23 protein-coding genes and 1 tRNA gene are annotated in these 24,170 nt (G+C 67.8%); 17 read left to right on the forward strand and 7 right to left on the reverse strand.

Going from position 1 to position 24,170, the window contains the following annotated elements:
- Positions 1-77 precede the first annotated feature (77 nt).
- Entirely contained in the window at positions 78-1,520 is a 1,443-nt protein-coding gene (locus tag AC07FK_RS17555) for an FG-GAP-like repeat-containing protein (RefSeq protein WP_479105755.1), read from the reverse strand.
- Positions 1,521-2,438: 918 nt separating this feature from the next.
- Between AC07FK_RS17555 and AC07FK_RS17560 the strand changes: the two genes are divergently transcribed.
- The gene (locus AC07FK_RS17560) at positions 2,439-3,554 is read left to right on the forward strand and encodes a hypothetical protein (protein ID WP_479105756.1); all 1,116 of its coding nucleotides are present in this window, start codon (positions 2,439-2,441) and stop codon (positions 3,552-3,554) included.
- Between the two features lie 293 nt (positions 3,555-3,847).
- Here the strand turns inward: AC07FK_RS17560 and AC07FK_RS17565 are convergent, their stop codons facing one another.
- Both AC07FK_RS17565 and AC07FK_RS17570 read right to left on the reverse strand, forming a co-directional pair.
- Positions 3,848-4,078 (reverse strand): hypothetical protein, encoded by a 231-nt coding sequence (locus tag AC07FK_RS17565; RefSeq protein WP_479105757.1) that lies wholly within the window; start codon positions 4,076-4,078, stop codon positions 3,848-3,850.
- 193 nt (positions 4,079-4,271) lie between these two features.
- Complete coding sequence (locus tag AC07FK_RS17570) at positions 4,272-5,477, reverse strand: restriction endonuclease (RefSeq protein WP_479105758.1); 1,206 nt, start codon at positions 5,475-5,477, stop codon at positions 4,272-4,274.
- Between the two features lie 102 nt (positions 5,478-5,579).
- On the opposite strand from AC07FK_RS17570, the gene AC07FK_RS17575 reads away from it, so the two are divergent.
- The gene (locus AC07FK_RS17575) at positions 5,580-6,788 is read left to right on the forward strand and encodes a DNA cytosine methyltransferase (protein ID WP_479105759.1); all 1,209 of its coding nucleotides are present in this window, start codon (positions 5,580-5,582) and stop codon (positions 6,786-6,788) included.
- A 129-nt stretch (positions 6,789-6,917) separates the two neighbouring features.
- Positions 6,918-7,382: a hypothetical protein gene (locus AC07FK_RS17580; protein WP_479105760.1), complete on the forward strand. Its 465-nt coding sequence runs from the start codon at positions 6,918-6,920 to the stop codon at positions 7,380-7,382.
- A 360-nt stretch (positions 7,383-7,742) separates the two neighbouring features.
- On the opposite strand, the gene AC07FK_RS17585 is transcribed toward AC07FK_RS17580, so the two are convergent.
- Entirely contained in the window at positions 7,743-8,408 is a 666-nt protein-coding gene (locus AC07FK_RS17585; protein WP_479105761.1) for a YdcF family protein, read from the reverse strand.
- Entirely contained in the window at positions 8,405-9,199 is a 795-nt protein-coding gene (locus AC07FK_RS17590; RefSeq protein WP_479105762.1) for a GntR family transcriptional regulator, read from the reverse strand. The genes AC07FK_RS17585 and AC07FK_RS17590 overlap by 4 nt, the downstream gene beginning before the upstream one ends.
- Before the next feature lie 456 nt (positions 9,200-9,655).
- Here AC07FK_RS17590 and AC07FK_RS17595 point away from each other — a divergent pair, with 456 nt between their 5' ends.
- The 11 genes from AC07FK_RS17595 to AC07FK_RS17645 all read left to right on the forward strand — a co-directional run bounded on the left by AC07FK_RS17595 (position 9,656) and on the right by AC07FK_RS17645 (position 19,365).
- Entirely contained in the window at positions 9,656-9,925 is a 270-nt protein-coding gene (locus tag AC07FK_RS17595; RefSeq protein WP_479105763.1) for a DUF6284 family protein, read from the forward strand.
- Positions 9,922-10,368, forward strand: a complete 447-nt coding sequence (locus tag AC07FK_RS17600; RefSeq protein WP_479105764.1) for a Pycsar system effector family protein — start codon at positions 9,922-9,924, stop codon at positions 10,366-10,368. Before AC07FK_RS17595 ends, AC07FK_RS17600 begins: the two co-directional genes overlap by 4 nt.
- The gene (locus AC07FK_RS17605) at positions 10,365-11,264 is read left to right on the forward strand and encodes a DUF2637 domain-containing protein (protein ID WP_479105765.1); all 900 of its coding nucleotides are present in this window, start codon (positions 10,365-10,367) and stop codon (positions 11,262-11,264) included. Before AC07FK_RS17600 ends, AC07FK_RS17605 begins: the two co-directional genes overlap by 4 nt.
- Positions 11,264-11,587, forward strand: a complete 324-nt coding sequence (locus AC07FK_RS17610) for an RRQRL motif-containing zinc-binding protein (protein ID WP_479105766.1) — start codon at positions 11,264-11,266, stop codon at positions 11,585-11,587. The genes AC07FK_RS17605 and AC07FK_RS17610 overlap by 1 nt, the downstream gene beginning before the upstream one ends.
- A 17-nt stretch (positions 11,588-11,604) precedes the next feature.
- Complete coding sequence (locus AC07FK_RS17615) at positions 11,605-11,913, forward strand: hypothetical protein (RefSeq protein ID WP_479105767.1); 309 nt, start codon at positions 11,605-11,607, stop codon at positions 11,911-11,913.
- Between the two features lie 375 nt (positions 11,914-12,288).
- Positions 12,289-14,133 (forward strand): P-loop NTPase family protein, encoded by a 1,845-nt coding sequence (locus AC07FK_RS17620; protein ID WP_479105768.1) that lies wholly within the window; start codon positions 12,289-12,291, stop codon positions 14,131-14,133.
- Positions 14,134-14,227: 94 nt separating this feature from the next.
- Entirely contained in the window at positions 14,228-14,923 is a 696-nt protein-coding gene (locus tag AC07FK_RS17625; protein ID WP_479105769.1) for a class I SAM-dependent methyltransferase, read from the forward strand.
- Positions 14,920-15,759, forward strand: coding sequence for a bifunctional DNA primase/polymerase (locus AC07FK_RS17630; RefSeq protein WP_479105770.1), 840 nt, complete (start codon positions 14,920-14,922; stop codon positions 15,757-15,759). The genes AC07FK_RS17625 and AC07FK_RS17630 overlap by 4 nt, the downstream gene beginning before the upstream one ends.
- A gap of 2 nt (positions 15,760-15,761) precedes the next feature.
- Positions 15,762-17,237, forward strand: coding sequence for an ATP-binding protein (locus AC07FK_RS17635; protein ID WP_479105879.1), 1,476 nt, complete (start codon positions 15,762-15,764; stop codon positions 17,235-17,237).
- A 464-nt stretch (positions 17,238-17,701) separates the two neighbouring features.
- A complete protein-coding gene (locus AC07FK_RS17640) occupies positions 17,702-17,905 on the forward strand; it encodes a helix-turn-helix domain-containing protein (RefSeq protein ID WP_479105771.1) in 204 nt (67 codons plus the stop codon).
- Positions 17,906-17,967: 62 nt separating this feature from the next.
- Complete coding sequence (locus AC07FK_RS17645; RefSeq protein ID WP_479105772.1) at positions 17,968-19,365, forward strand: tyrosine-type recombinase/integrase; 1,398 nt, start codon at positions 17,968-17,970, stop codon at positions 19,363-19,365.
- Between the two features lie 45 nt (positions 19,366-19,410).
- Here the strand turns inward: AC07FK_RS17645 and AC07FK_RS17650 are convergent.
- Positions 19,411-19,488, reverse strand: a tRNA-Thr gene (locus AC07FK_RS17650).
- A 242-nt stretch (positions 19,489-19,730) separates the two neighbouring features.
- Between AC07FK_RS17650 and AC07FK_RS17655 the strand changes: the two genes are divergently transcribed.
- From AC07FK_RS17655 to AC07FK_RS17665, 3 genes are all read left to right on the forward strand, one after another.
- A complete protein-coding gene (locus tag AC07FK_RS17655) occupies positions 19,731-20,867 on the forward strand; it encodes an ABC transporter ATP-binding protein (protein ID WP_479105773.1) in 1,137 nt (378 codons plus the stop codon).
- Positions 20,868-21,081: 214 nt separating this feature from the next.
- Entirely contained in the window at positions 21,082-21,501 is a 420-nt protein-coding gene (locus AC07FK_RS17660) for a hypothetical protein (protein WP_479105774.1), read from the forward strand.
- A 39-nt stretch (positions 21,502-21,540) separates the two neighbouring features.
- Positions 21,541-22,266: a nucleotidyltransferase family protein gene (locus AC07FK_RS17665; RefSeq protein WP_479105775.1), complete on the forward strand. Its 726-nt coding sequence runs from the start codon at positions 21,541-21,543 to the stop codon at positions 22,264-22,266.
- Between the two features lie 119 nt (positions 22,267-22,385).
- Here the strand turns inward: AC07FK_RS17665 and AC07FK_RS17670 are convergent, their stop codons facing one another.
- Complete coding sequence (locus AC07FK_RS17670) at positions 22,386-24,080, reverse strand: DoxX family membrane protein (RefSeq protein ID WP_479105776.1); 1,695 nt, start codon at positions 24,078-24,080, stop codon at positions 22,386-22,388.
- Between the last annotated feature and the right edge of the window lie 90 nt (positions 24,081-24,170).

Raw genomic sequence — 24,170 nt, forward strand, 5'->3', positions numbered from 1 at the left:
ACCACCACCGCGCACACGCGACGCCCCGGACTCGCAGGAGCCCGGGGCGTTTGCTCCCTGACCGGGTGCGGGGCGGCTCAGTTGGAGAGGTGGGTGCCGAACGCGCCGTACGTCGTGGGCATCCCGACAGCGGAGGGACCGAAGCTCTTGGCCCCGCTCGTCGAGGCACCCGCGCTGGTGGAGCGCAGGGTCCAGACGGCGCCGGTGCCCTCGTTCTCGAAGCCGGCGGTGATGGTGAGCTCCGCACGACCGTCCTTGGTCACATCGGAGAGGTGCAGGTCGGAGCCGAAGTAATCCATGTCCTCGGAGGCGCCCGGGATGCCGGAGGTCGACTGAGTGAGACTGAGCGCACCGGTGGTCGCGACCCCCTCGGCGGAACCGCGCATGACGACCACGGAGCCGGTGTCCTCGGCCGCGCCGATGTCCTCGAAGACGACCCCTACGGCGAGTTCGCCGTAACCGTCGCCGTTGGTGTCGGCGATGGAGACGGAGCTGCCGAAGCCGTCTCCCTGCTCGTCGCCGCCGGGGACGCCGGGGCTGTCCTGGGTCAGCCGGGCCATCGGAACGTCGCCGTTGATCGGTCCGTTCTGGGAGCCCCGTATGACGACGACCTTGCCGCCGAGGCTGCCGTCGTGGGTGTCGCCCTTTTCGAAGGTGTTGCCGAGGGCGATCTCGCCGTAACCGTCGCCGTCGACGTCCCCGATCGCGATGGACGTGCCGCCGTCCAGCGGGCGGGGGGTCGCGGTGTCGACACCCTTCGCCGTGGCCGAGCCGAGGAAGGCCACACCCTTCGACCAGTCCTTGCCCTCGGAGGTGGTGGTGCGGTACGTGATGACGAGGTCCGACCGCTTGTCGGCGTTGATCTCGCCCGCCTTGATGGCGTCGATGCCGTACTTGGCCTTGTGGGGCAGGCCCACCTTCTGGACGCCTCCGGCGACCCCGGCCTTGGTGAAGCCGCCCCGGATCACGTACGCGTACGTGCCGGACGTCCCGACCGCCAGATCCACCCTCCCGTCGCCGTCGAAGTCACCGGCCGTGAGGGTGCGGCCGAACTCGTCGTGCGCGGTAGGGGCGGGGTCCTTGACGGTGGTGCCGCCCTTGAGGCCGGCGGCAGAGCCCCACAGGACGGTGACGCTGCCGGCGTCGCCGTCGGAACCCACATCCTCACCAGGCGCTCCGACGGCGAGGTCGGCATATCCGTCGCCGTTGAAATCGGCGACGGCGAGCGCCGCACCGAAGGTGTCCTCGGCCTCGGCACCCCCCGGCACGCCGGCCGAGTTCTGGTGGACGACCGTGTACTTGGCCGTGCTGATGCCGGTCGAAGTGCCGTACACCACCGCCGTGTAGCCGGCCATCCCGTGCCCGGAGAAGGTGCCGTACGGCGCGGCGAAGGCCAGGTCGCGGTGACCGTCACCGTTGAAGTCGCCGCTGAGGCCCGAGGGGGCGGCGGTCGCGGCCGGAGCAGCGGCGAGAAGACCGGCCGCGAGAGCGGCGGTCAGGAAGAGGGCGCGCGTGCGCATGGGGCTCCAAAGCTCGGAATTCCGGCCCACACGGCTGCGCGGGCCCGAAGGATGCCTCGGTCGCTGCGAAGGGGCCGGAGCGACGGGCTGCGCACAGGAGACGATCACCGCCGCGTGAGGGTTGTACGGGAGCTCGGACCAATCGGCCGCCTGAGCGGCACGACCGGGGCGCTCTTCGCAAAAGCGAACGCCCCGAACATTGAAGTCCGGGGCGTCTTCCTTGATGGAGCCCCCTGTCGGATTCGAACCGACGACCTACGCATTACAAGTTGTCGGATCCCATTCCGGAGGTATCCGCAAGTGTCCACGGCGAGGTTCACGCGCCTGGTCAGAGGCCCTGCCGTACTGCGGTGGACGTCAGCGAACTGCCTTGGAGTCGACAGGGATTGAGACCGGGTTTGAGACCACCTCGTCGTGCCGATGCAACCTTGGCCGTCTTCCGGCCTGACCACCGTGAGCCACTCACAGCGGCGTTCGCTCGTGCAGCCATGTGGCGAGACGCCACGCGTTGCCCAGCGCACTTGCAGCGCTCAGACCTATGGTGATGGCTCGCAAGGGGCTTGCCGGCCGCAGACGGCTGATCAAACCCGAGCCGGCCTCGACGGTAGTCCTGCGTCGCGTTCGTGCGTATCGAAGTGTTGTCGAATGGCGGCGCACCACACGCCGAGACCCCACTCTTCTAACCTGCGCATGATGCGCCCCTATCCGATGACCACGTAGCATCGAATCGCCCTTCCTATGAGGGGAAGTGGAGAAGGTGCCCGCCGTAGGGCCCAGGGTCACCAGCCAGAGGCTCAGGCGGTGGGCACTCTTCTCAGTCAGCAACTTGCCGACAGCTGGAGGCTAGGCCAATCGGCCCTCGTGGCGCGTTCCGTCGAGTCCACCCCAAGTGGACGCCGCAGCAACTACGTTGCTTGCATGGAATCAGGGGATTCTGCTACGGGCGGGGCGGACGGCTGGCCTGGCGTCAGCTGCACTTCATGGCTGTGGCCCTTCACGCAGGACAACGTCACTTCTGAAGCGCGCAGAGCAATCGGAAATCTGACGCACGGGATGCGGCGAATATCCGATCCCGAAAATCCGAGACTCGAAGACGTGTTGCGATGCTTAGAGGCTTCGCATCTCTTAGAGAAGTCCTTAAAGGCGTCCATGCAGGAAATTGCGCTAGAGGCAATACGAAGAGGTGCGAGTTGGCGACAGGTTGGCGAGCGTCTCGGAGTGGGGAAAACGGCCGCCCATAAACGGTTCAATCGTGAACCTGATGGCTTCGAAGAGGAGTACTCGAAGCAGGAGCGAGTTGCTAGCGAGCTATTGGAGAAGGGTTGGCATGGTGCGATAAGCGATGACCTCCTGGGGTTTGACGAAGAAGATTGGGAGGTCGCGCCTCCTCTAGTGTCGGTTCAGTATGCACTAAGGAACCTGACCTCCATATCGATTCACATCCAAAGCGCGCTCATGGTGCAGCTAGGGGATCCCGGAGATCCCGCAGCGACCATGTATCGAGCGCTTGAATCGGTGCGACTCGTGATGAGGGTACTTCTCACCAAGAAGGCCGCGGACGTAATAGTGGAGTGCGCGAGAGCGCGCCCAAACTATCGACCATGGGCAGATGAGCACCCGGTGTTCTACTTCGCTTCGGCAGTACAAAGGTTGATACTTGCTCAAATTCAGCTGCAGAGATCAATGGAGAATGGAGATGAACATCGGGAGCGCTTGAGGTGGATGATTCTGGCAGTGCACAACGCAGAAGAAGCCACCATGATCATATCTCGGCCCGAGTGTATTGATGTTATGGCGGTTATTGAGGATAAAGTCAGAGGATCTGGGGCTCCTGTCTTCATTCGCGGTAAGACCGACGGAAGTGATCTTTACGAAACACTAGCCCATCTTTGGAGAGAGGACTCCATGGGGCTTGCGGCAGCAGTAAATATGAATGAGGTGGAGGAGCGTCTCACGTTCCACCATCGCCTGGAGATCATAAGAGAGCTGTTTGGTGAACTGGACGAAATGGAGGGGGTGGAGGAGGTCGATTGAAAATCAGGTAGCGCAAGGTTGGTCCGCGAGCGTCCACGGGCGTCCACCGTGGGGCTCGCGTACCTGGCCAGAGGGGCTTCCGGCCTTCACAGGACATCAGCGGACCACCCCGGAATGAGCGGTGATTGAGACGCCGATTGAGACCACGGCCTCTTCGTCCCGAAGCAACTCGGGACGCTCGCTGTCCTTTGGCTGCTCGGCCTGTCACCTGCGCTGAGGGGCCGCTGACGTCCACGGTTGTCCACAGTTGCGCGTCGCGGTTGTCACGCAGTTAGACACTCACCGCTCACCCGTCACTGACTCGTTGGTGACTCAGAGATCTGTCGCGCAAACCTCTCGACGACCTGCGGCACGACGCGTTGGACGTCCTCGGCTTGCAGAGCTTCAACGAGGGCCTGGTGCACCTCGGTATACGGCCGCCCGCCGTGCGAGGCACGGGTGCGATCAACCGCCCGCTCGACCTTGGCGAGGTGCGCCGCAACGGTCGGCATGGACTTGTCGTATTCGCTCGGATCGGTGTCCATGTGTCCAACTGATCAGCGTGGAGCAGTTGGGTCAAGGCTGGGACGCCTATGAGCTTGGAAATCACGGTTGATCCATGCCCGTAGCGGCTCTGACCTGGGGTCGCCGGGACCAACCAGCCTTGTAGCCCCGGCGCCAGGCTCTGCTAATGACCGCTGCTTACCGCGCCAAGGGGAACGCAACGGGCACGGCTGTCTACGGCTTGGGAAAGCTCTGCTCCAGCCACTTGCGGACAGCTTCGACAGTCGTGCGCCCGTCCTGGCGTAGCGCGTCGATGATGTCCCGTCCAGAGACAAGCACGATCGGATGTCCGTCTTCGTGCACCTCTTCCTGGACCTGCTTGTGGAAGTAAGACGTGGTCACCAGGACGCCGAAGTTGCGATGCCTGATTCTGGAGATCAGCCGCGAGACTTCCCGGACACCAACCGAGTTTCCTGCCCCGTAGCACTTGGCTTCGAGGGCGAAATCGATCGCGATACGGCTGGAGGCCGGTCCCAGACCGTACGTGCCAACGGCATCCCGTCCGCCGTCGCGGCTCGGGCGCGTGACATCTACGGGCCCGGTGTTCCGCGCGATCAGCCGCCAGATGGCTACGGCGCACGCCTCGAAGTCGTGCTCTCGGCCGCGGAAGTACTCACGAATCTCCTCCAGCATGGCCTTCCCGGCAGCGTCGTGGGGCAGCTGGTCGGCCGTGGACCGGATCGTCGTTGTCACCGGAGCAAGTAGCGGGCGGTATACACGCCCCTCCACCCACGTCCGCCAGACGTCCGGACATTGGCCTTCGAGGGGATTTCCGCCGGCCAGGACGTGCTGGATCCAGCTGCGAGGGATGCGGTCGTGGTCAAGGACGGTGAAATGCGACCTGTAGTTCTGGAAGCGCAGTCCGGAGGTTGCCCGCCAGATGGCAGCCAGCTCATCGTCCGTTGTGAGGGTGGGGCCACCCGGCGCCAGCAGGCCGCGGAAGAGCACGGAGTAGCCCGATCCGGCTTTCTCGAACAGGAGGAACGGGGGGATCTTGGCCCGATCAGCTGCGGTTCCGTGTGAGGCCGCGAACACGTCGCGCAGAAGGACATTTCCTGACCGCGGAGTGCTGTGGAGACCTTGACCTGGCTTCCTGTTGTCGCCGTAGTAGGTGAACGTGCCGGTTTCCAGGTCCAGATGGTCGGGCCAGTCGACCTCGCCACCGCTTGTGTAGAGCACGGCCAACCTCACGGTGCCCTTGGCGGGCGACCCGGCGTACCGGAAACCACCCTGGTTCCCAACTCCCTTTACTAACTTGCAGATTGGTTCGTCTGACTTGTTGCCCTTCGTCCCCCCTGCGTAGAGCGCATCGACGATGAGGTCCGCGGTCGCCAGGTCCGAGAACGCAACGTGCGGTACAGGGGCGGCAGGAGAGGTCATGCTTACAGGTCTACCAGCCTGCACTGACAACCCGGGGGCCAGAGGGAGCGTTCAACTGGAACCAGGCAGGGAGTGTCAGTGGTCCGCCTTAGTATCCGCAGAGTGGGGACGAGCGACCTTGGGGGAGTGCTGATGGAGCCGCTGCGTGTGATGGACCTTTTTGCCGGCTGTGGCGGGTTTGCCGAGGGCTTCCGCGCCTACGGGACAGAGGGGGCGCAAGGATTCCGAACTGTCGTGGCGGTCGATATAGACCGCGCTGCGCTCGCGACATTCGGGGCGAACCACCAGCCCGCTTCATCCTTCCTCCTCGACATCGGCCGATTCGATGCGAGACCCTTCGCGGGAGAGGTGGACGTCATCACTGGTGGACCCCCGTGCCAGGGGTTCTCCAGCCTCGGCAAAGAGGACTCCAACGACCCTCGAAATGAGCTGTGGGAGGAATACACCCGCATCGTGCGCGAGGTCCAGCCCGCTGTGTTCGTTTTGGAGAACGTCGACCGCTTCCTCAAGTCTGCGGAGTACAGGCGTCTCCTGGACGCTGTGACTCCCGGCGGGATGCTTGAGGACTACGTCTTGAAGACAAAGATTCTCAATGCGGCTGACTATGGCGTACCGCAGGCACGTCGACGGGCCATTGCCATTGGAACACACCGGTCTGTGGGTGCCCCGGTGAGCCTGCCGACGCCAACTCATTCCAAGCTGCCACGGCAAGTTGCTGATCTCGTCCTGTTCGACTCAGAACCGCTCCTCCTCAGCTGGCAGCCGGTAGACGCGGTCTTCGATCAGTCCGCACGGCTCCAGATCAATGGAACCGATCTCCCCCAGCGCCGTGGGACCGACGGGATCCCTGGGCCGTTCTATACGGGCGAGCTCCACATCGGGCGTACGCCCACAGGGGTTTCACTTGCCCGATACCAGGCAATCCCCGCAGGGGGAAACCGCAGGGACCTCGGCGGTAAGTGGGCCGTAGTCGACGGCCATAAGAAGTACTTGAGCACGGTCTCCTGGGACAGGCATCACAGCGGGTCAGCTGACGTCATGGGGCGGCTGCGGCTGGGCCAGCCCTCGGTGACGATCCGCACCCAGTTCTTCAAGCCTGAGAAGGGCCGTTACCTTCACCCTTCGGAGGACCGTCCAATCACCCACTATGAGGCAGCACTCATCCAGGGGTTTCCTGAGGACTACCTCTGGTGCGGGACTAAAGTCCAGATCGCTCAGCAGATCGGCAATGCAGTACCGATTGGGTTGGCGCGGGCGATCGCCGACGTGATTCACGACCGGCTCGCGGTGGACGTCGGAAGCTCCGCTTAACACTACCCAGCGGCACTCGTCACGGATCGTGACACGGTAACCAGTAGCAAAAAACTGCGAAGCGCTCCGAAATTACCGAGGGGCTGCCATCCCTGACCCGTTCCGAACCTAGCTCCCGGGAGACCAATCATGACTTCTCTACTAGCACCTCTACTTGGAGGCGCCGGTGTCGTCGTTGCCGCGCTGGCAGGCCCCCTTGTGACCGGAGCAATGCAAAATCGTCGCGATTCGCGACTGGCTGCAGATCTGGCCCGCAACCTCGAACTGTTGGAAAAATTGAAGGAGAGTGGCGCGGGTGACTGGGCTGACGAAATCCGCCAACTTGATGCCTTGATTCGAATTCAGCTCACGGCCTCTGCTGGGCGGCAAAAGCGGTATGTCGATCACCGCCGGAATTGGGCTTCCCTCGGCGCCGCCATTATGGTGGTGACCATTGCGGTTCCCGTCCTTTGGCTCCTGACTATTCCGAATGCATGGTGGTCATGGAGCTTGTTCGTTCTAACTCTGATCATGACCGTAATCCTCGCCGCGATTGGCACCTATCAGACGTTCAATCCTCCGGAAGACGAGCCGCTAGATGACACGACTTCGTGACGAAGACCGAGGTCGGCGGAGCGGCTTTGGCCGGTGTCCTGCCCGGTTTGGGTCGAGCATGATCAGGGGGCCGTACGCTGGCTGGCAACTCGGGCAGGCTGTGCACCTGCCCGGAATTTGAACGAGTGGCCCCCTGGTCTTGCTCGACGCGGGACCCGAACTGGGGAGGTGGGTAAAGCCGTGAAGCCGACCGCCCCAGCCACGAGCGGGGTTTCCTACATCGGGCCGGTTGCTTACCGGCCCAGGGCAGCGGGCGGGCGGCGACGGCGCAGAGCCCGCAGCCAAGGGGCCGGGCCCGCGGTAGCGGGCCTCTTGATTGAGCAGGGAAAGTTCTGCCGCGCTGAGTGAAGGCGCCGGTAGTCAGCCTCGGGTTACGTTGTCCGCCAAGAGCCGACTGGTAAAGCCTTCGGTGCGTAGTCGCTCATAGGCCGCCGCCACATCCTCGGGGATGGCCTGCTCGATCATGAACCCCTGGCGGGGGTACACCATGAGCCTCTGTTGCGCTCCGACCAACATGTCGATGACGAGACGCGCGTCTTGGATCGAATCGACGTATTCGGCGAGCGTCATGGGCGTGGACGCGCTCACCCACTCAACATCCGGCCAGAGCTTCCGCGCCGTCGCGTATGCCCGTCGCTCCTCGTACGGCTTGCTGACCAGCAGGACCGAGGACACGGGAACGCCTCGGTCTTCGAGCAGGGCGCGCGACAAGCGGATGTTCTCGCCCGTGTTCCGTGCCTGCGGCTCGACAAGGATGGCGCCCGCAGGAACCCCGAGTTCGATCGCCCGCTCTCGGTAGTGCTCGGCTTCACCACGAGGCATGCGCTCGCGCGTCGTACGGCTGGTCGCCCCCGTGAAAACGATGAGCGGCATCATCCCGCGCTCGTACAGGTCGATAGTGGTGTCAGCCACCCCCAAGTCATGGCTGCCAAGACCGATCGCCACGGAACAAGGGCGCGGCTCATGGCCCATTTGCTGGAAGTCCCAGAGCCGTTGTGCGTCCGCCCACGCCTGCGTGGAAATCACTTGCTCTCACCTTCCGTGTTCGCCGAGTCGGGCACCTTGAAGTCGTAGGACCAGGAGAAGCGCGTGGCCGCGTGAACCCCGATAGCGAACTCCACCACAGTCCCGTCGGCGGTGTACGTGGTGCGGTGCAGCTCCACCACCCACTCCCCGGGTGAGAGCTGCAAGAGCTGGGTTTCCTCCTCGCTGGGGACGCGCGCGAAAAGCTCCTCTTTCATGTGGTCGATCTCGTATCCGGCGTCGTACAGGACGCGGAAGCCACCACCACGGCCGGCGGGTCCCGGCGTCGGGTCCACGATGCGCGTGCGCTCAACGTGCTCGGGCCTGTAGTAGCTGGTCAACGTGTGCGTGGGCTGCGGGCCCTCCTTCACGAGGCGCGCCCTCGCGTACACCTCCGCGCCTTCCGGCAGCCCATGAGCTGCGGCCACCAGAGGCGGCGCCACCACTCGGCTGACCTTCTGGGTCTGCTCGTTCCGGCGATACGCGCGCCCGGACGCCACACGGTCGGCGATGAACGCCACCTCGTCACCGTCGCGCCACTTCGCCTTGTCGTATCGCGCGATACCAAGCCGCTTGAGCGGCGTCTGCTGACGGACCACGGTGCCGTGGCCGCGCGACGAGGTCACGAGGCCTTGCGCTTCCAGTGCCTTGTACGCCTTGTGGACGGTGTCCTTTGAGCCCTCGCCCGCCGTCACCAAGTCCCTGATCTGGGGCAACTGAGCGCCCGGCGCGTACTCACCGTTCCTGATCTGCTCGGCGAATCTGTCCGCCAGTTCCCGCCACTTCGGTGCCACGTAGCAATCCTCTCGACGCGTCCCAGTGAAGCACAGTCCCAGGACTGTTGACAGTCCTGGGACTGCGGTGCATAGTCATCTCAGGCCGCTCGCAGTCCTAGGACAGCGGGCCGGAAGGGTCTTCTTTGGGCTGCTTCAAGGCCGTGCCGGTTCGGGATAGCTCGGGCAATTGGAGCCCCCTGCTGGTCGTTCTTTGAGAACTCAACAGCGTGCCTGAGGTAGCCGCTCCACCTCTGTGAGCAAGAGGGCGGCGTGCGCGGGTCCTGTCCCCGTGTGCGGTACAGCGCGACTGACCTTCCGCAGCTCAGTGGCTGCGGCCGGTTGCCTCCGCTGCTCGTCTCGTACGAGCAGCGCCGAGGGGAGCCGGATGTTCCGACTTCAACGGCGAGCGGCTCCCGGGGTGCCACCCGGGAGCCGCGTTCGGGCCGTTCCACCTGCAAGGGAGAACACGACCCAATGAGCCACATCGTCACTGTTCAGGACGCTGTTACCGCGTTCGCCGACTTCATGGAGCCGACGGATGCGGAGTTGGACGCGATCGAGCAGGAGATGCCCGTGATCCTGGCGGATGTCGACCTGCTGGACGCGCACATCGTCACCCTCGACCGCACCCCCACCGAGCTGGACACCCGGCGCATTCGCCGGGCCCGCCGCCGGGCGCTCGCCGCCCGCGTCGCGCTCCTTAACCGCGCGGTCGGCACGAGCCTGTCCGGGGGTGCCGCGTGAGCAGCACCGACCGGAACCTGACCGCCGCGCACGCTGAGGTGAAGGCGGAGATCGCGCGGACGGACACGAAGACGGCGCTGCTGCTGGCGTTCGTCGGCGCGGTGCTCGCCGGTACGTGGACGGTCGCGCGTGACCTGCCGCTTACCGTGCCCGCCACCGTCGCGGGCGGTGTCGGTTTGGCGCTGCTGGTCGCGGCGGCGGTTCTGCTGCTGCGGTCGGTGCGCCCCAACCTTGGCGGCCGGCACGGATTCCCGCTGTGGGCCACGCTCACAGCCGAGGAGATCGGTACGGCCGTCTCTTCGGATCTGGCCGCCGATATCGCAGGACTGTCCCGGCTGGCGGTCGCCAAGTTCACGTGCCTGCGCCGCGCGGTCGACCTCACCATGGCCGGCGGGGCACTGCTCATCCTCGCCGCCCTGCTCGCGGTGGGGGGTGCGGCATGAGCCTTCACCGCAAGGGCCGTGCCGCCCTGGTTCTCGCCCTGGTCACCGTCGTCGGTATGGCGTTCCGCGTCTCGTGGAACGCGCTGCGGGACATCGCCGGCGCCGTCGGCGCGGACGACACGGCCGCGATGCTGTACCCGTTCGTGGTCGACGGTCTGATGGCGCTCGCCCTGATCGCCACCCTCGTACTCGCCGGCGACGCCCGCCGTTTCGCGCTGCGGGTGCTGGGTGCCTACACCGTCGCCTCGCTGGTCCTGAACTACGTGCACGGTCTGGTCCCGGAGTTGCACGACCGTACGGTCGACTGGGGGCGCCTGGCCGACTGGGACCCGGCGAACTGGGCCCTGGTCCTGCTCGCCACGTCGCTTCCGGTCGGGTCGATCTACTTCGGCTCCGATCTGGTCGCCAAGGTGCTGCACCACCGGCCCGCCCCGATTCCGACCGTGACCACGAATGCGAAGAAATCGACCGAGACTAACATGAAACGGTCTACGGCTGACCTCGCGGTATCGACCCCTGCGCCGATCACCCCGAACGTCACGGCGCTGCCCCGGCCGGTGGCCGTCGGCTTCCTGAAGTCGACGCTCCCCGCCAAGCCCCTCCACTCGATCGCACCGGCCCCCGTCAAGCGGATCGAGCGGCACGCGGTGGCCGCTGAGTCGGCCCGCCCGCGCCGCGCCACCGGCCGTGTCCCGGCGGTGGCGAAGTCGACCCGTCCGAAGCGCACGCCGGAACAGTTGCTCACCGAAGCGCGCACGGCGACGGCCGATTGGCCGGACGTGAAGGTGACTGCCGAGGGCATCCGCCGCGAGGTGCGCACGTCGCCGGTCAACGCGCGGACGCTGCGGGACACCCTTCTCGCCGAACGGGCCGCTACGGCGACTGAGGCCGCGTGATGGGGTCGCTGCCGGTGTTCCGGTGGCGCCTGGCCCCGGACGGCTACGCCACCCGCCGCCAACTGAGGGCGCGCGGTCTGCGGCCCGGCGGTCAGGAGGTGGCCGCGCAGCTTGAACGGCCGCGCCGCCGCCGGGAACCGTTGGTCGCCTACCTCTACCGCGTTGACCTGGCCAAGCTTGTGCGGCCGATGACGCCGGGCCGGTGGGCGGCGCTGGCCGAGGCAAACACCGCCCGCCGCACCTGCCCCGCCTGCCGGCGTGATGCCGGATACGTCATCCCCACCTCGCTCGGTGCCTGTGTCCCCTGCGCCGAGCTCAACTGATTCGGAGGAGAGCCCTGATGGCCCACCGTGACCCGCCGGGGATCATCGCCCCGCACATACCCGCCGACGCCTACCGCCGCGCCGAAGCCACCGGGCAACCGGTCGTCATCGTCGTGCACACCACTGACCAGGAGGGGCGCCCGCTGAGGCACTACCTGTTCCCCATCGTTATCGCGGGCGCGGGGGCCGTGGGGCTCTTAGGTCTCGTGGCCGCGTTCCTCGCGCTGCTCGACTTCGCCGTCCACACCGCCGTCGCCATCGGCAGCGTGGCCGGACCGCTCGGCATCGGCGGCATCACTCTGCGCCTCACCCGCCCCAAGAGCTGAACCAACCGGAGCCCCGGGCGGGCCGCTCACGGCCTTCCGTCCACCCGCCCGGGAACGGACGGAAGCCGCAGACGGCTCGCAGGGCGCCCGGACCCCCTTCCGTGTGGGCCGAGAACCCCCGGCCCGCGAACGGCCGCTGAGGGCCTCGCGAGGGGGTTGCACGGCCTCATTTTTTGCCGCCTTACGCGCGCGTGCGCGTAGGGCCCCACCCCTCCCCACCGCTCAACTCTGCAACACCGCAGGTCAGGCGTGGTTGCAGGGGTTCAACCGGTGCTGTCGACGCAACCGACAGCACCGGCCCTTGCAACTCGGGCGGGCCGGTGACGCCACGCAACGGCGCACCGGCCCTCATCCACGGTCTTGGAGGACTCTTTCGTGGACTGGAAGCAAGCATGGTCGACCACCACCAACACCACCAACAGCGCGCTGGATTCACTCGCCCCGGTGTGCGTGCCGTTCGCGGCCCGCTGGGACCTTGAGGCGGACCGGCGTAACAAGCTGCGCACCCCGGAACACCTCAAGGCGCTCATGGCCGCGCAGAAGGAGCACAACTCTGCGCGTTCCACGCACGCCACCGCCAAGTCGCAGCAACTCACGGCGCGCGCCGCGTCCCGCAATCCGCTGGCGGCCGGTCGCCGCGCCGCACGCGTGGCGAGCAAGGCCGCCGCGCGGCACGAGCGTGACACCCGCGCCAAGCTCAAGGCCGCGCAGGTGAACTACCCGAGCACGCTCAAGGCGCGCGCGATTCAGGTGCACTCGGTGCACGCCGTGCCCAGCGCGATTGCGTCTGCGCTCATGTCCACCTCGCACCTGACCGTGTGGCCGGCAGCCACGTCGGCCGTGCTCATCGGCGTGAACGTGGCAACCCTCGCGCTCGGGCGGCGCAAGCTGCGGGTGCCGGTGGATGAGTCGCTGTCGCTGGAAGAGCGTCAGCTCATGGAACGGCTTGACCCGTCGCACTGGGTCGAGCACGCCCCTGATCGTGGTCTGTCCGGCACGGTCACCACGCCCCCGGCCATCGAGCCGGGCGGCATCCGGTGCGAGATCCGGCTGGATGGCACGTGGACGGTCAAGACGCTCGCGGACAAGGCTGACTCGGTCCGTGCGCTGCTCGGTGCCCGCACCGCGCTGCGCATACGGATCACGTCCGCCTCGCGCGGCGGGTGGGCCGTCCTGACCCTGGCCACCCGCTCCGCAGCCGCGGGCGTCTCCTCGCTGTGGACCCCGGACCGCATCCCGTCCGACCCGCTCACCATGAGCCTCGGTCTGGACACCGAGACCGGGGATGAGGTCCTGATCCCGTTCGACGAGCGGCTGCTGGTGTCCGGCGCATCCGGCACCGGCAAGTCCTGGTCCTTCCGTCCGCTCATGGCGACCGCCCACCTGCGCGGTGACCTGCTGCTCATCGACGGCAAAGGCGAAGAGGCCAACATCTGGGAGTCCGCGTGCCGCGTCGCCGTGGAACGCGACGAGATCACGGACGCCGTGGACGAGACGCACGGTGAGATGACCCGCCGCAAGGTCGACATGAAGAAGCGCGGGATCAGCGTGTGGGACGGCCGACAGCTCACCGTCGTCGTGGACGAAGGACAGGTGATCCTGGCCCTGATCACCAAGGACAAAGACCGGCTCCAACGGCTGATCGAGTTGTCCTCGCTCGGTCGCTCGCGCGGCGTGGTCCTGTGGTGGGCCACCCAGTACCCGCTCACCGACGGCGGCGCCCCGGGCGTGCACAAGCTCATCGCACCCAACCTCCTGACCCGGTTCTCGCTGCGGGTGGCCGGCACGACCCAAGCCCAGGTGGCTCTGGACGACTGCGCGCACTACGCCCCGCATCAGATCCCGGACGGCCGCGAGTACCGAGGGCACGGCTACCTCAAGGGCTACGGGCCGCGCATGCTGCGCACCTGGACCCTGGACGACGCGGGCGTACGCGCGCTGCCCAAGTCGATCTGGACCCCCACGCAGACCTCGGGGGGCTCGTCGGCGCGAACGCCGCTGCACCTGGTCAAGGAGACGGCCGCATCGTCCGGGGCAGCGACCAACCGGGACAAGGTGCTCGCCGCTGTGCAGTCCGGGGCGCGTACCGCCAAGGCCGTGGCTGACGCGACCGGTCTGAACAAGGGCACCGTCTCGCGTGAGATCAAGACGCTCACCGCCAGCGGAGCCCTGCACAGGACCGCCGACGGCAGGCTTCTGCCCGGCCAGCAAGCAGCCTGACCACTCAAGCGAACGACAACGGCGGCCCCCATCCGACCAAGAACCGGGGCCGCCGCCAATCCAGCACCTTCACAGAGAACTGGAGACCTCCAGCATGACGCAACCCACCACCATCCAGCGAGTGTCCGGACGACGCCCCCGCTTACTGGACCTGTTCTGCTGCCAGGGCGGCGCTGGCAAAGGCTATGACGACGCCGGGTTCGAGGTGACCGGCGTCGACAAGGAACCGCAGCCCCGCTACCCGTTCCGGTTCGTGCAGGCGGACGCGATCGCGTTCGTCCTCGAACACGGCGCCGCGTTCGACTTCATCCATGCCTCGCCGCCGTGCCAGCACGACACCGAATGCCAGCGCCTCCAGGGCAACGAACACCCGGATCTGATCGCCCCGACCCGTGCGGCGCTGGAGGAGACCGGCCGGCCGTGGGTGCTGGAGAACGTGCGCGGCGCGGTGCCCAAGCTGCGCGAGCCGGTGATGCTGTGCGGGCAGATGTTCCGCCTCGCCAACTACCGGCACCGGTTCTTCGAGACCGGCGCCGGCTTCACCCTCGCGCAGCCGGCGCACGCGCCGCACCTGGTGCCGCAGGCCAAGATGGGGCGCCCGGTCCCGCACGGTCACTACGGGCAGTTCGTCGGCAACTTCTCCGGTGTCCCCCTCGCCCGCAAGGTGCTGGGAGTGCCGTGGATGAACCGCGACGGCATCCGCGAGTGCATCCCTCCGGCCTACGCTCAGCACATCGGGCACGCCGCACTCGCCCTGCTGGCCGCGACCGGCTGGGAGGCGGCGGCATGAGCGAGCACCTGCGCACCGCGCTTGCACTTGCGGCCTCGCGGATCCCGGTCCTGCCGCTGCGGGCGGGCAAGGTTCCGTTCGGCAACTGCCGCCGCTGCACGGACAACGCCTGTGGCGGCCGGCCGAATATGAAGACGCCGGGACCGTGCGCCTGCCCCGGGCCCTGCCACGCCTGGGCAGCCGCGACGACGGACCCGGACGTCATCAACTCCGGACCCTGGCGCCGCGCATGGCTGCGCGCGAACGCGGTCGCCTACCACCCGGGCGGGGCGGGACTGACGGTCGTGGACCTCGACAACGCCGACGCCATCGCGTGGGCCCACGAGAACCTGCCCGCCACGCAGACCGTCCTCACCACCCGGGGCGAGCACTGGCTCTACCTCGGTCGGATGCAATCCGCGAACGCGGTCCGGCCCGGAGTGGACATCAAGTCCACCATGGCCTACGCCCGCTGGCTCGGGTTTGGCACCGGCACCATGGCCTACCTGCCGGACGCCGTGCGCGCGTTGGCTGTGAGCATGCCCGCCACGGTTCAGCCCGCACCGCAGGTCATCACCGTGCCCGCACCGGCCGGCGGCGAGGAGTGCCCTCACCGCACGCCTACGTACTTGGACCGTGGCATCGCCATGGCGGAACAACGCATCACCGAGGCCCGCGAGACCATCCACGCCACCGTGTACCGCACCTTCCTGGCCGTGCTCTCCACGCACGGCCGCTGCGGCTGCCTCACCGAAGGGCACACCGCCCGGCTGTTCACCGCCGCACAAGCCAAGGGCGAATCACCCCGGCACTGCACCGAAGCGTGGACCAACGCCCGCACCACGTTGGGACTGTGACCATGGCAGACGACGAGAAGAACCCCGCCCGCGAGATCATCACCGACTACGCACAGGCGCACTTCCGGTACTTCCGCACGGCCGACGGCACCGTGTACGCGCAGAAGAACGGCCACCCCGTCGCCCGCCCCATCCGCTCCCAGGGCACGACGGGCAGCCACCGCCAGGAACTCATGGTGGGCCTGTTCAGGGACGGGCGCGGCGTGTTCAACGGGACCGCGCTCAAAGAGGCGCTGGACTTGATTGAGGCTCTGGCGCTGACCGAGGCCACCCAGGCCGTACAGATCCGCGTGGCCCCCGGATTCGACGGGGCGACGTGGCTGGACCTGGGCCGCAGCGACGGGCAGTCCGTCCGTATTCACCCCACCGGCTGGGAGATCACCGTGCCGGACCCACAGGAGGTGTGCTGGCGGCGTACCCAGCTCACGGGAGAACTCCCGTTGCCGGTCAAGGACACCGACGGCAAGGGCATCGACCTTCTGTTCAGGCTGACGAACTTCATCAACGCGGAGACCGAGTGCCTGGCCATGGCGTGGCTGATCGGCTGTGTGGGGCCGTCGGTGCCTGTCCCCGCGCCGTTCCTCACCGGCCCGCAGGGGGCGGGGAAGTCCACGGCCGGCCGGATGCTCGTGCGGATCATCGAGGGCATGAGTGGCGACCTGCGCCGGGCGCCGAAGGATGAGGAGAACCTGATCGCGGCCGTGGCGGCGGGGTGGGTAACCGCCCTGGACAATCTCTCCCACATGACGCCGGACCTGTCCGACGCCATGTGCTGCATCGTCACCGGGGCCGAGAGCGTCAAAAGGGCCCTGTTCACCGACGGGGACGTGCACCGGGCCCGCTACCGCCGCCCCCTGCTCCTGACCGGCATCGACGTGGGAGTCATCCGGCCCGACCTCGCGGAACGGCTCCTGCCCCTGCGCCTGGAGCGCCCCCGCGTGAGGCGCACCGAAGCCGAACTGTGGGCGGAGTTCGAGGACGCTTTGCCCGTCATCCTCGGCTCGCTCCTGGACCTCACCGTCAAGGTTCGCGCCGCTGAAGCTGAGACTCCCACCGACCTGCGGATGGCCGACTTCGCCCACCTGTGCGCGCAGTTCGACGCGGCGACCAGCCTCGGAGCTCTCAACGCCTACCGGGCCAGCCTCGACGACCTGAACGACGACGTGATCGAAGGCGACCTCCTCGCGCAGACCGTCCTTCTGCACGCCGACAGCATCGAACCGGGCGGCGGCCAGCGGATGACGTCCACCGAGTGGCTGCACTGCCTCAGCCGCGTCTACAGCGGCGACGATCTGCGGCCCCTGCCCAAGGGATGGCCGACCACCGGCAAAGTCCTCTCCGACCGGCTCAAGCGCCTCCAACCGACCCTGGCCGCCCGGGGGGTCCTCATCGACTCTGGCCGCACCCGCGAGGGCCGCTACCTCGAAATGACCCGCCGAGCCACCCCACCCCCACACGAGCAGACAGAAGCGTTCTGACCCGCAGCCCGCTCACCGGGACAAGCAAGAAGAGCACCCGCCGAGGCGTGCTCTTCTTGCTGTTCGGCGGAACGCCGCCCTGGTGGTCGCGCCGCGAAGCGGCCCCTCATTCACGCTCTGAGAGGCCACCGGACTACTACAGACACCCCTTCTTTTTCCTAAGTAGGGAAGCTCTGCGTCACAGCGTCACGCGAACCGAAAAATAGCACCTGGCCTGCGGTTACAGGCGTGACGCAGACGGCAGGCTCTGCGTCATCCTGCGTCACCTGCGTCACGCCGTGACGCAGCACGTGACGCACCGATGACGCACCCCCTCACCGCCGCGTCACGCAAAGCCCCAGGTCAGAAGCCCGAGTGACGCTGGTGACGCTGTGACGCAGAAATTCGCACCTCGGACACACGCGGGCCGAGGTTCCGAGCTCAACTCCCCGAAGGCGAAGACGACTGCCCAGGAGGCACCCCGAATGAGCACCGCGATTGCCGCCCCCGTCGACCGACTCCTGTACAGGCCGGAGGAGGCTGCCGAAGCCCTCGCTATCGGCCGGTCGACTGTCTACGAGCTGATGGCCGAAGGAGCCCTGACTTACATCAAGTTGGGCCGCACTCGCCGGATTCGGCGTGCGGACCTCGAAGCGTACGTGGAGAACCTCACCCCGCTGTCCAACTGACCTGAGTACACCCGAGGCGCCCTGAGCATCCCGCTCGGGGCGCCTCCCTCGTGGAGGAACACATGAGCCCGCGCAGGCCCAACATGGAATCGTCCATCTACTTCGGTACGGACGGCTGGTGGCACGGACGCGTCACGATGGGTGCGAAGAACGACGGCAGTCCTGACCGCCGCCACCGTCGTGCCAAGACCGAGCCCGAAATCAAGCGCAAGGTTCGGGAGCTGGAGCGACAGCGCGACCAGGGCAACGCACCCGCCGCAGGCCGCAGGCCCACCGTCGCGAAGTGGATGGAGACCTACCTGACCGACATCGCCAGCCTGAAGCTCAAGCCCCGGTCCCTGGATGACTACTGGTCGAAGACGCGCAACGACATCGTTCCGGGCGTCGGCCAGCACCGGATCGACAAGCTCCAGCCTGAGCACCTGGAGCGCATGTACCGAGCCATGCTCGACGCTGGCCACGCTCCCTCGCATGTCCTGAAGGTGCACCGCATCCTGTCCCGCGCCCTGAAGATTGCCCACCGCCGCCGCATGATCAGCGAAAACGTCGCCACGTTCGTGGACCCGCCCAGCGTCGACGACACCGAGGCGAACCCCTTCACGAAGGAAGAGGCGAAAGCGTTCCTCGAAGCGGCCTCCAAGCGGCCCACCTCCATGCGGTGGATCGTCGGCGTGGGCATGGGGTTCCGGCAGGGCGAGACGCTCGGCCTGCGGTGGCCATACGTTGACCTGGAAGCCGAGCTGTTCAGCCCCGAATGGCAACTTCAGCGCCTCACGTGGCGGCACGGATGCGAAGACCCGCACGCCTGCGGAGTGCGCCTCCATCGTTTCGAGCTGTGCCCGCCGGCCTGCACCAGGCACGAGGGCTACAAGCGCGGCTGTCCGAAGCCCTGCACCAAGACATGCGCGAAGCACGCGAGCACCTGCCCCGAGCGCAAGGAGGGCGGTCTCGTCTTCACCCGGCCCAAGACCAAGAAGAGCCGGAACGCCGTCCCCATCCCGCCCGTCTTCATCCCGTTCCTGCACGACCACAAGGCCCGCCAGGAAGCGATGCGGACGGCGGCTGGCGAGCTGTGGGAGGAGCATCACGTGGTGTTCTCGCGCCTGGACGGTCGTCCCCTCGACCCTCGACAGGATTACGAGGAATTCAAGGAGCTGCTGGCCGAAGCAGGGATCGACGACCGCCGCCTCTACGACGGGAGCCGTCACACGGCCGGCACGATTCTGAACGAGCTGGGCGTCGACATGCCCACGATCATGGAGATCCTGCGACACACCCAGATCAGCCAGACCCGGCGCTACGTGAAGGGCAGGTCTCACCTGTCCAAGGACGCCATGCGGCGCATGGGCGAGTTCTTCGTACCTGGTCCGCAGAGCCCTTCTCAGGGCCCCACTGAGACCAGAACTGAGACCCCCGACGCCCGCGCAGCCCGCTCCCGCCGCCGTCGCCGCGTCCGCTGAACGACAGAACCCCAGGTCGGACAAGCATCCGACCTGGGGCTTCTATGGGGCCCCCTGTCGGATTCGAACCGACGACCTACGCATTACAAGTGCGTTGCTCTGGCCGGACTGAGCTAAGGAGGCATCGCGCCGCGGCGGCGGCGCGCGCGAAAGCTGCTCCACTCTACACAGGCCCCAGATCGACAGGCCATCATGTTGTCCACCCCGCGACCACCCGTCGTCCGTTCACCGCGGTGCATCACTTTCCGGCTACTGACAGAACGGCCTCCGGCAGGTACCGTCACGGCAGGTCCACAGCTGTGGACTACACCACTCCCTTACTCGGATCGTCCGGCACGTTCCTGCCGGTGAAGGAGAACACCACCATGGCCACTGTCACGTTCGACAAGGCGACCCGGATCTACCCGGGCTCCACCAAGCCCGCCGTCGACCAGCTCGACATCGAGATCGAGGACGGCGAGTTCCTCGTCCTCGTCGGACCCTCCGGCTGCGGCAAGTCGACCTCCCTGCGCATGCTCGCGGGTCTCGAGGACGTCAACGGCGGCGCCATCCGCATCGGTGAGCGCGACGTCACGCACCTGCCGCCGAAGGACCGGGACATCGCCATGGTGTTCCAGAACTACGCGCTGTACCCGCACATGTCCGTCGCCGACAACATGGGCTTCGCCCTCAAGATCGCCGGCGTGAACAAGAGCGAGATCCGCAAGAAGGTCGAAGAGGCCGCGAAGATCCTCGACCTCACCGAGTACCTGGACCGCAAACCCAAGGCCCTGTCCGGCGGCCAGCGCCAGCGTGTCGCCATGGGCCGCGCCATCGTGCGCGAGCCGCAGGTCTTCCTCATGGACGAGCCGCTGTCGAACCTCGACGCCAAGCTCCGCGTCTCGACCCGTACGCAGATCGCGTCGCTCCAGCGCCGCCTCGGCATCACCACCGTGTACGTCACGCACGACCAGGTCGAGGCCATGACGATGGGCGACCGCGTCGCCGTACTGAAGGACGGCCTGCTCCAGCAGGTCGACTCGCCCCGCAACATGTACGACCGCCCCGCGAACCTCTTCGTCGCCGGCTTCATCGGCTCGCCGGCCATGAACCTCGTCGAGGTCCCGATCACCGACGGCGGCGTGAAGTTCGGCAACAGCGTCGTCCCGGTCTCCCGCGAGGCGCTCTCCGCCGCCGCCGACCGCGGCGACACGACGGTCACCGTCGGCGTCCGCCCCGAGCACTTCGACATCGTCGAGCAGAACGCCGCCGTCGCGGCCTCGCTCACCAAGACCACCGACGACGCGCCGGCCGGCCTGGCCGTCACCGTGAACGTCGTCGAGGAGCTCGGCGCGGACGGTTACGTGTACGGCAGCGCCAAGGTCGGCGGCGAGCACCAGGAGCTGGTGGTCCGCGTCAACGGCCGCGCCGTGCCGGACAAGGGCGCCACGCTGCACGTCGTGCCGCGCGCCGGCGAGACGCACGTCTTCTCCACCTCGACCGGCGAGCGCCTCAGCGACTGACGCCGGCACACGCGGTACGAACGAAGGGCCCCGCACCTCGGTGCGGGGCCCTTCGCGTGTTTCGGCTCAGGCGCGGGTTGTCGACTAATACCCCGGCAGAACGGGCATTTCGAACTGCGTTCGTCAACGCCCCATTCGAAAAGTGACATCGAACCATCCCCCGAGAGAGTGACTAAATGTCGCCAAATCATTACTGGCCGCTACGCTCACTCGCGTGACCCACACAGCCCGCCGAATCGGCCGAAGTCTCGCTCTCGTCCTGCCCGTCGTCCTGGTGCTCTCCGGGACCCTGGCGGTGGCCAACGTCCCGTGGTCCACCACCAGCGGACCCGAGGCGCAGGTCCTGACCGCGTCATCCGAGAAGGTAAACGTACGCGCCAAGTCCCGCGCTCCGCAGGACATTCTGCGCGACAAGCTCCTTCTGGAGCTCCAGGAGAAGGACCCGGGCGTCGCGCTCACGCACCTCCAGCGCGAGGTCGAGCGCCGCCCCTCGCTGGCCCAGCACTGCATGTCGATCGCCCGCTCGCTCGGCCGCGCCGCGGTCAAGCAGTACGGTCCGACGCGCGCGCAGTCGTTCTCCCGGCCCGTCTGCGACACCTCCTTCGCCTCGGGCGTCGCCCAGCAGACCGGCTGATCGGGGGCCGACGGCGTCCTGCCGCATATCGTGCCCCGTATGACCCGTACGACGACGTATCCGACGCAGGCCGTGGTCCTGGCAGGCGGCCAGGGCTCGCGACTGCGCCCGTACACCGACGACCGCCCCAAGCCGATGGTCGAGATCCCGGGAACCGGGACCCCGATCATCGGCCATCAGCTTTCCTGGCTCGCGGCCGAGGGCGTGACCGACGCCGTCATCTCCTGCGGCCATCTCGCCGGCGTGCTCCAGGAGTGGCTGGAGCACGCCGATCTGCCGCTGCGCGTCACCACGGTGGTGGAGAGCGAGCCGCTGGGCCGCGGCGGCGGCCTCAAGTACGCCGCCGCGCACCTCCCGGACCCCGGGAGCCCCTGGTACGCGACCAACGGTGACATCTGGACGCGCTTCTCGCTCCAGGAGATGGCCGCCTTCCACGCCGAGCGCGACGCGACCGCGACCCTGGCCCTGGCCCGCCCCCGGATCCCGTGGGGCGCCGTCGAGACGGACACCTTCGGCCACATCACGGACTTCATCGAGTCGCCCCCCTCGCCCTATCTGATCAACGCGGGCGTGTACGTCTTCTCAGCGGCCTTCACAGGGCTTCTCCCGGACCTGGGCGACCACGAACGCACCACCTTCCCCCGGCTGGCGCGAGAGCGCCGTCTGGCGGGCTTCCCGCTGCCTCAGGGGGCGTACTGGCGGGCCATCGACACCGCCAAGGACCTGAGCGAGGCCGCCAAGGAACTCGCCGCAGCACGCGGCTGAGCCCCCGGGGGCCCTCGAACCCGCCCCGGGCCCGCACGCCGAAGGACCCGCACGCCCCCGCACGCCGAAGGGCCCGGCGCACATCCCGTGCGCCGGGCCCCTCCGTACTCTCGAGGCCGCTACCCGAGCAGGCCGCCGATCACCTTTCCGCCGCCGCTGCCGCCGCCATTGCCGCTGCCGCCGCCACTGCCGCCGGTGGTGCTGCCACCCGTCGTGCCGCTGGTGGCGCCGCCCGTCGTGCCGCCGCCGGTGGTGCCGGTGCCGCCCGTGGTGCCGCCGCTGCCCGCGCCGCCGCCGGACGTCGGCCCGGCGCTGGTCGTGGGCGCCTGCGGAGGCGGGGGCTGCTGCTGGGACGGGGCCTGGCCGGCCGTGGCGCCCTGTGTCTGGCTCGGCCGCTGGGCGTCCGTGCCGACGGTGGCGCTCTCGCGGACCGTGCCGGGGGTGGTGGCCCGGGCCGAGGGGCCGGCGGAGCTGCTCGCGGAGGGGGCCGGGGCGCGGCCCGTCGGCCCCTGCGAGGCCCGGCCGGTGCTGCTGCCGGTCTCCTGGGGCAGCGGGGCACCGGGGAGGTGGTTGGTCGGGTCGTCGTTCGGGCCGGGCACGGTGACCATGTCCGAGGAACGCACGGCCCCGCCCAGCATCGAGCCGATGAGCAGCGTCACTCCGACGACGAGGGACGCGACGACCGTGCCGCGCCGCAGTACGCGCCGCCGCAGTTCCCACAGTTCCGAGCGCGGCCCGAGCTTGCGCCACGCCTCGCCGGCGAGACGTCCGTCGACGGAGTAGACGGGCGCGCCCGCGATGATCAGCGGCGACCAGGCGGCGAGGTAGATGATGTCGGGCGCGTCGTACGCCGGCACGGTCTTCCAGCTCACCGTCATGATCAGCGCGGCGGAGAGCAGCGTCCCGAAACAGGCGGCGACGCGCTGCCACAGGCCCAGGACCGTCAGCACGCCGACGACGACCTGGAGGAACGCCACGGTCAGGCCGGCGCCCACCGGGTGGCTGAGCGCGAAGTCGCGAAGCGGCTCGGCGAGGGCCCACGGGTGCAGCGACGTCAGCCACTTGACCATCGAGCCGCGTTCGCCGCCGTCGAAGTAGACGGGGTCGCAGAGCTTGCCCATGCCGGCGTAGATGGAGATGAAGCCGAGGAACACGCGGAGCGGCAGCAGCACCACGCCGAGGTTCATCCGCCGCCCGGGGTAGTACGCGTGCCGGACGGCGTCGGCGTTGCGCCGGCCGCGCTGATCGCCGATCTCGTACTCGTCGTCGTAGGCGTCGTCGTCGAACTCCCGGTCGGCGCGGGCGTCCTCGGCGGTCCGGTCGGGCAGGTCGTACGCGCCGACGGCCTGCTTCATCCGGGGCAGCATCTGCGTCATGGGCGGCTCGGAGCCGCGCGGCCCGATGACGGTGGGGATCGCCGCCGTGTCCTCTGTGCTCTCGCCCGTGGAGAGCCGGGGGATGACCTGCGTGGCGCCGCTGTCGAGGCGCTCGCCGGACGAGGAGTTCCGTACGGCCTGGAGGAGGCCCGTCGCGCCGGGGTCGCCCGGCTCGGACTTCCCGCTCCAGACGACGGGCGCCCGCCGTCGGGTCGCGGTCGCACCGGCCATCGCCGGAATGCGCGCCGTGTCCCCCAGCCCGCTGCCCACACCGCCCGCCCCCGCGTACGGCGGGACGGGCCGCCGGCTCTGGGCCGGGGCGAGCTGCACGCGGAAGCTGGCGTGGTTGACGATGACCTGCGCTGGATCGCAGGGCACCTTGACCATGCTCAGGGCGGGCTGATCGTCGAACCCGGGTGTTCTGGTGTCCACACTCATCTAACCGAGTGACGTGTCGTTAGGACACTGCCTTGACGCCCTCGATCTGTCCGAGACCCGTCAAGACACCCTTACCGGGACATAACCGGC

It is taken from the genome of Streptomyces sp. NPDC046122, from assembly GCF_056429965.1.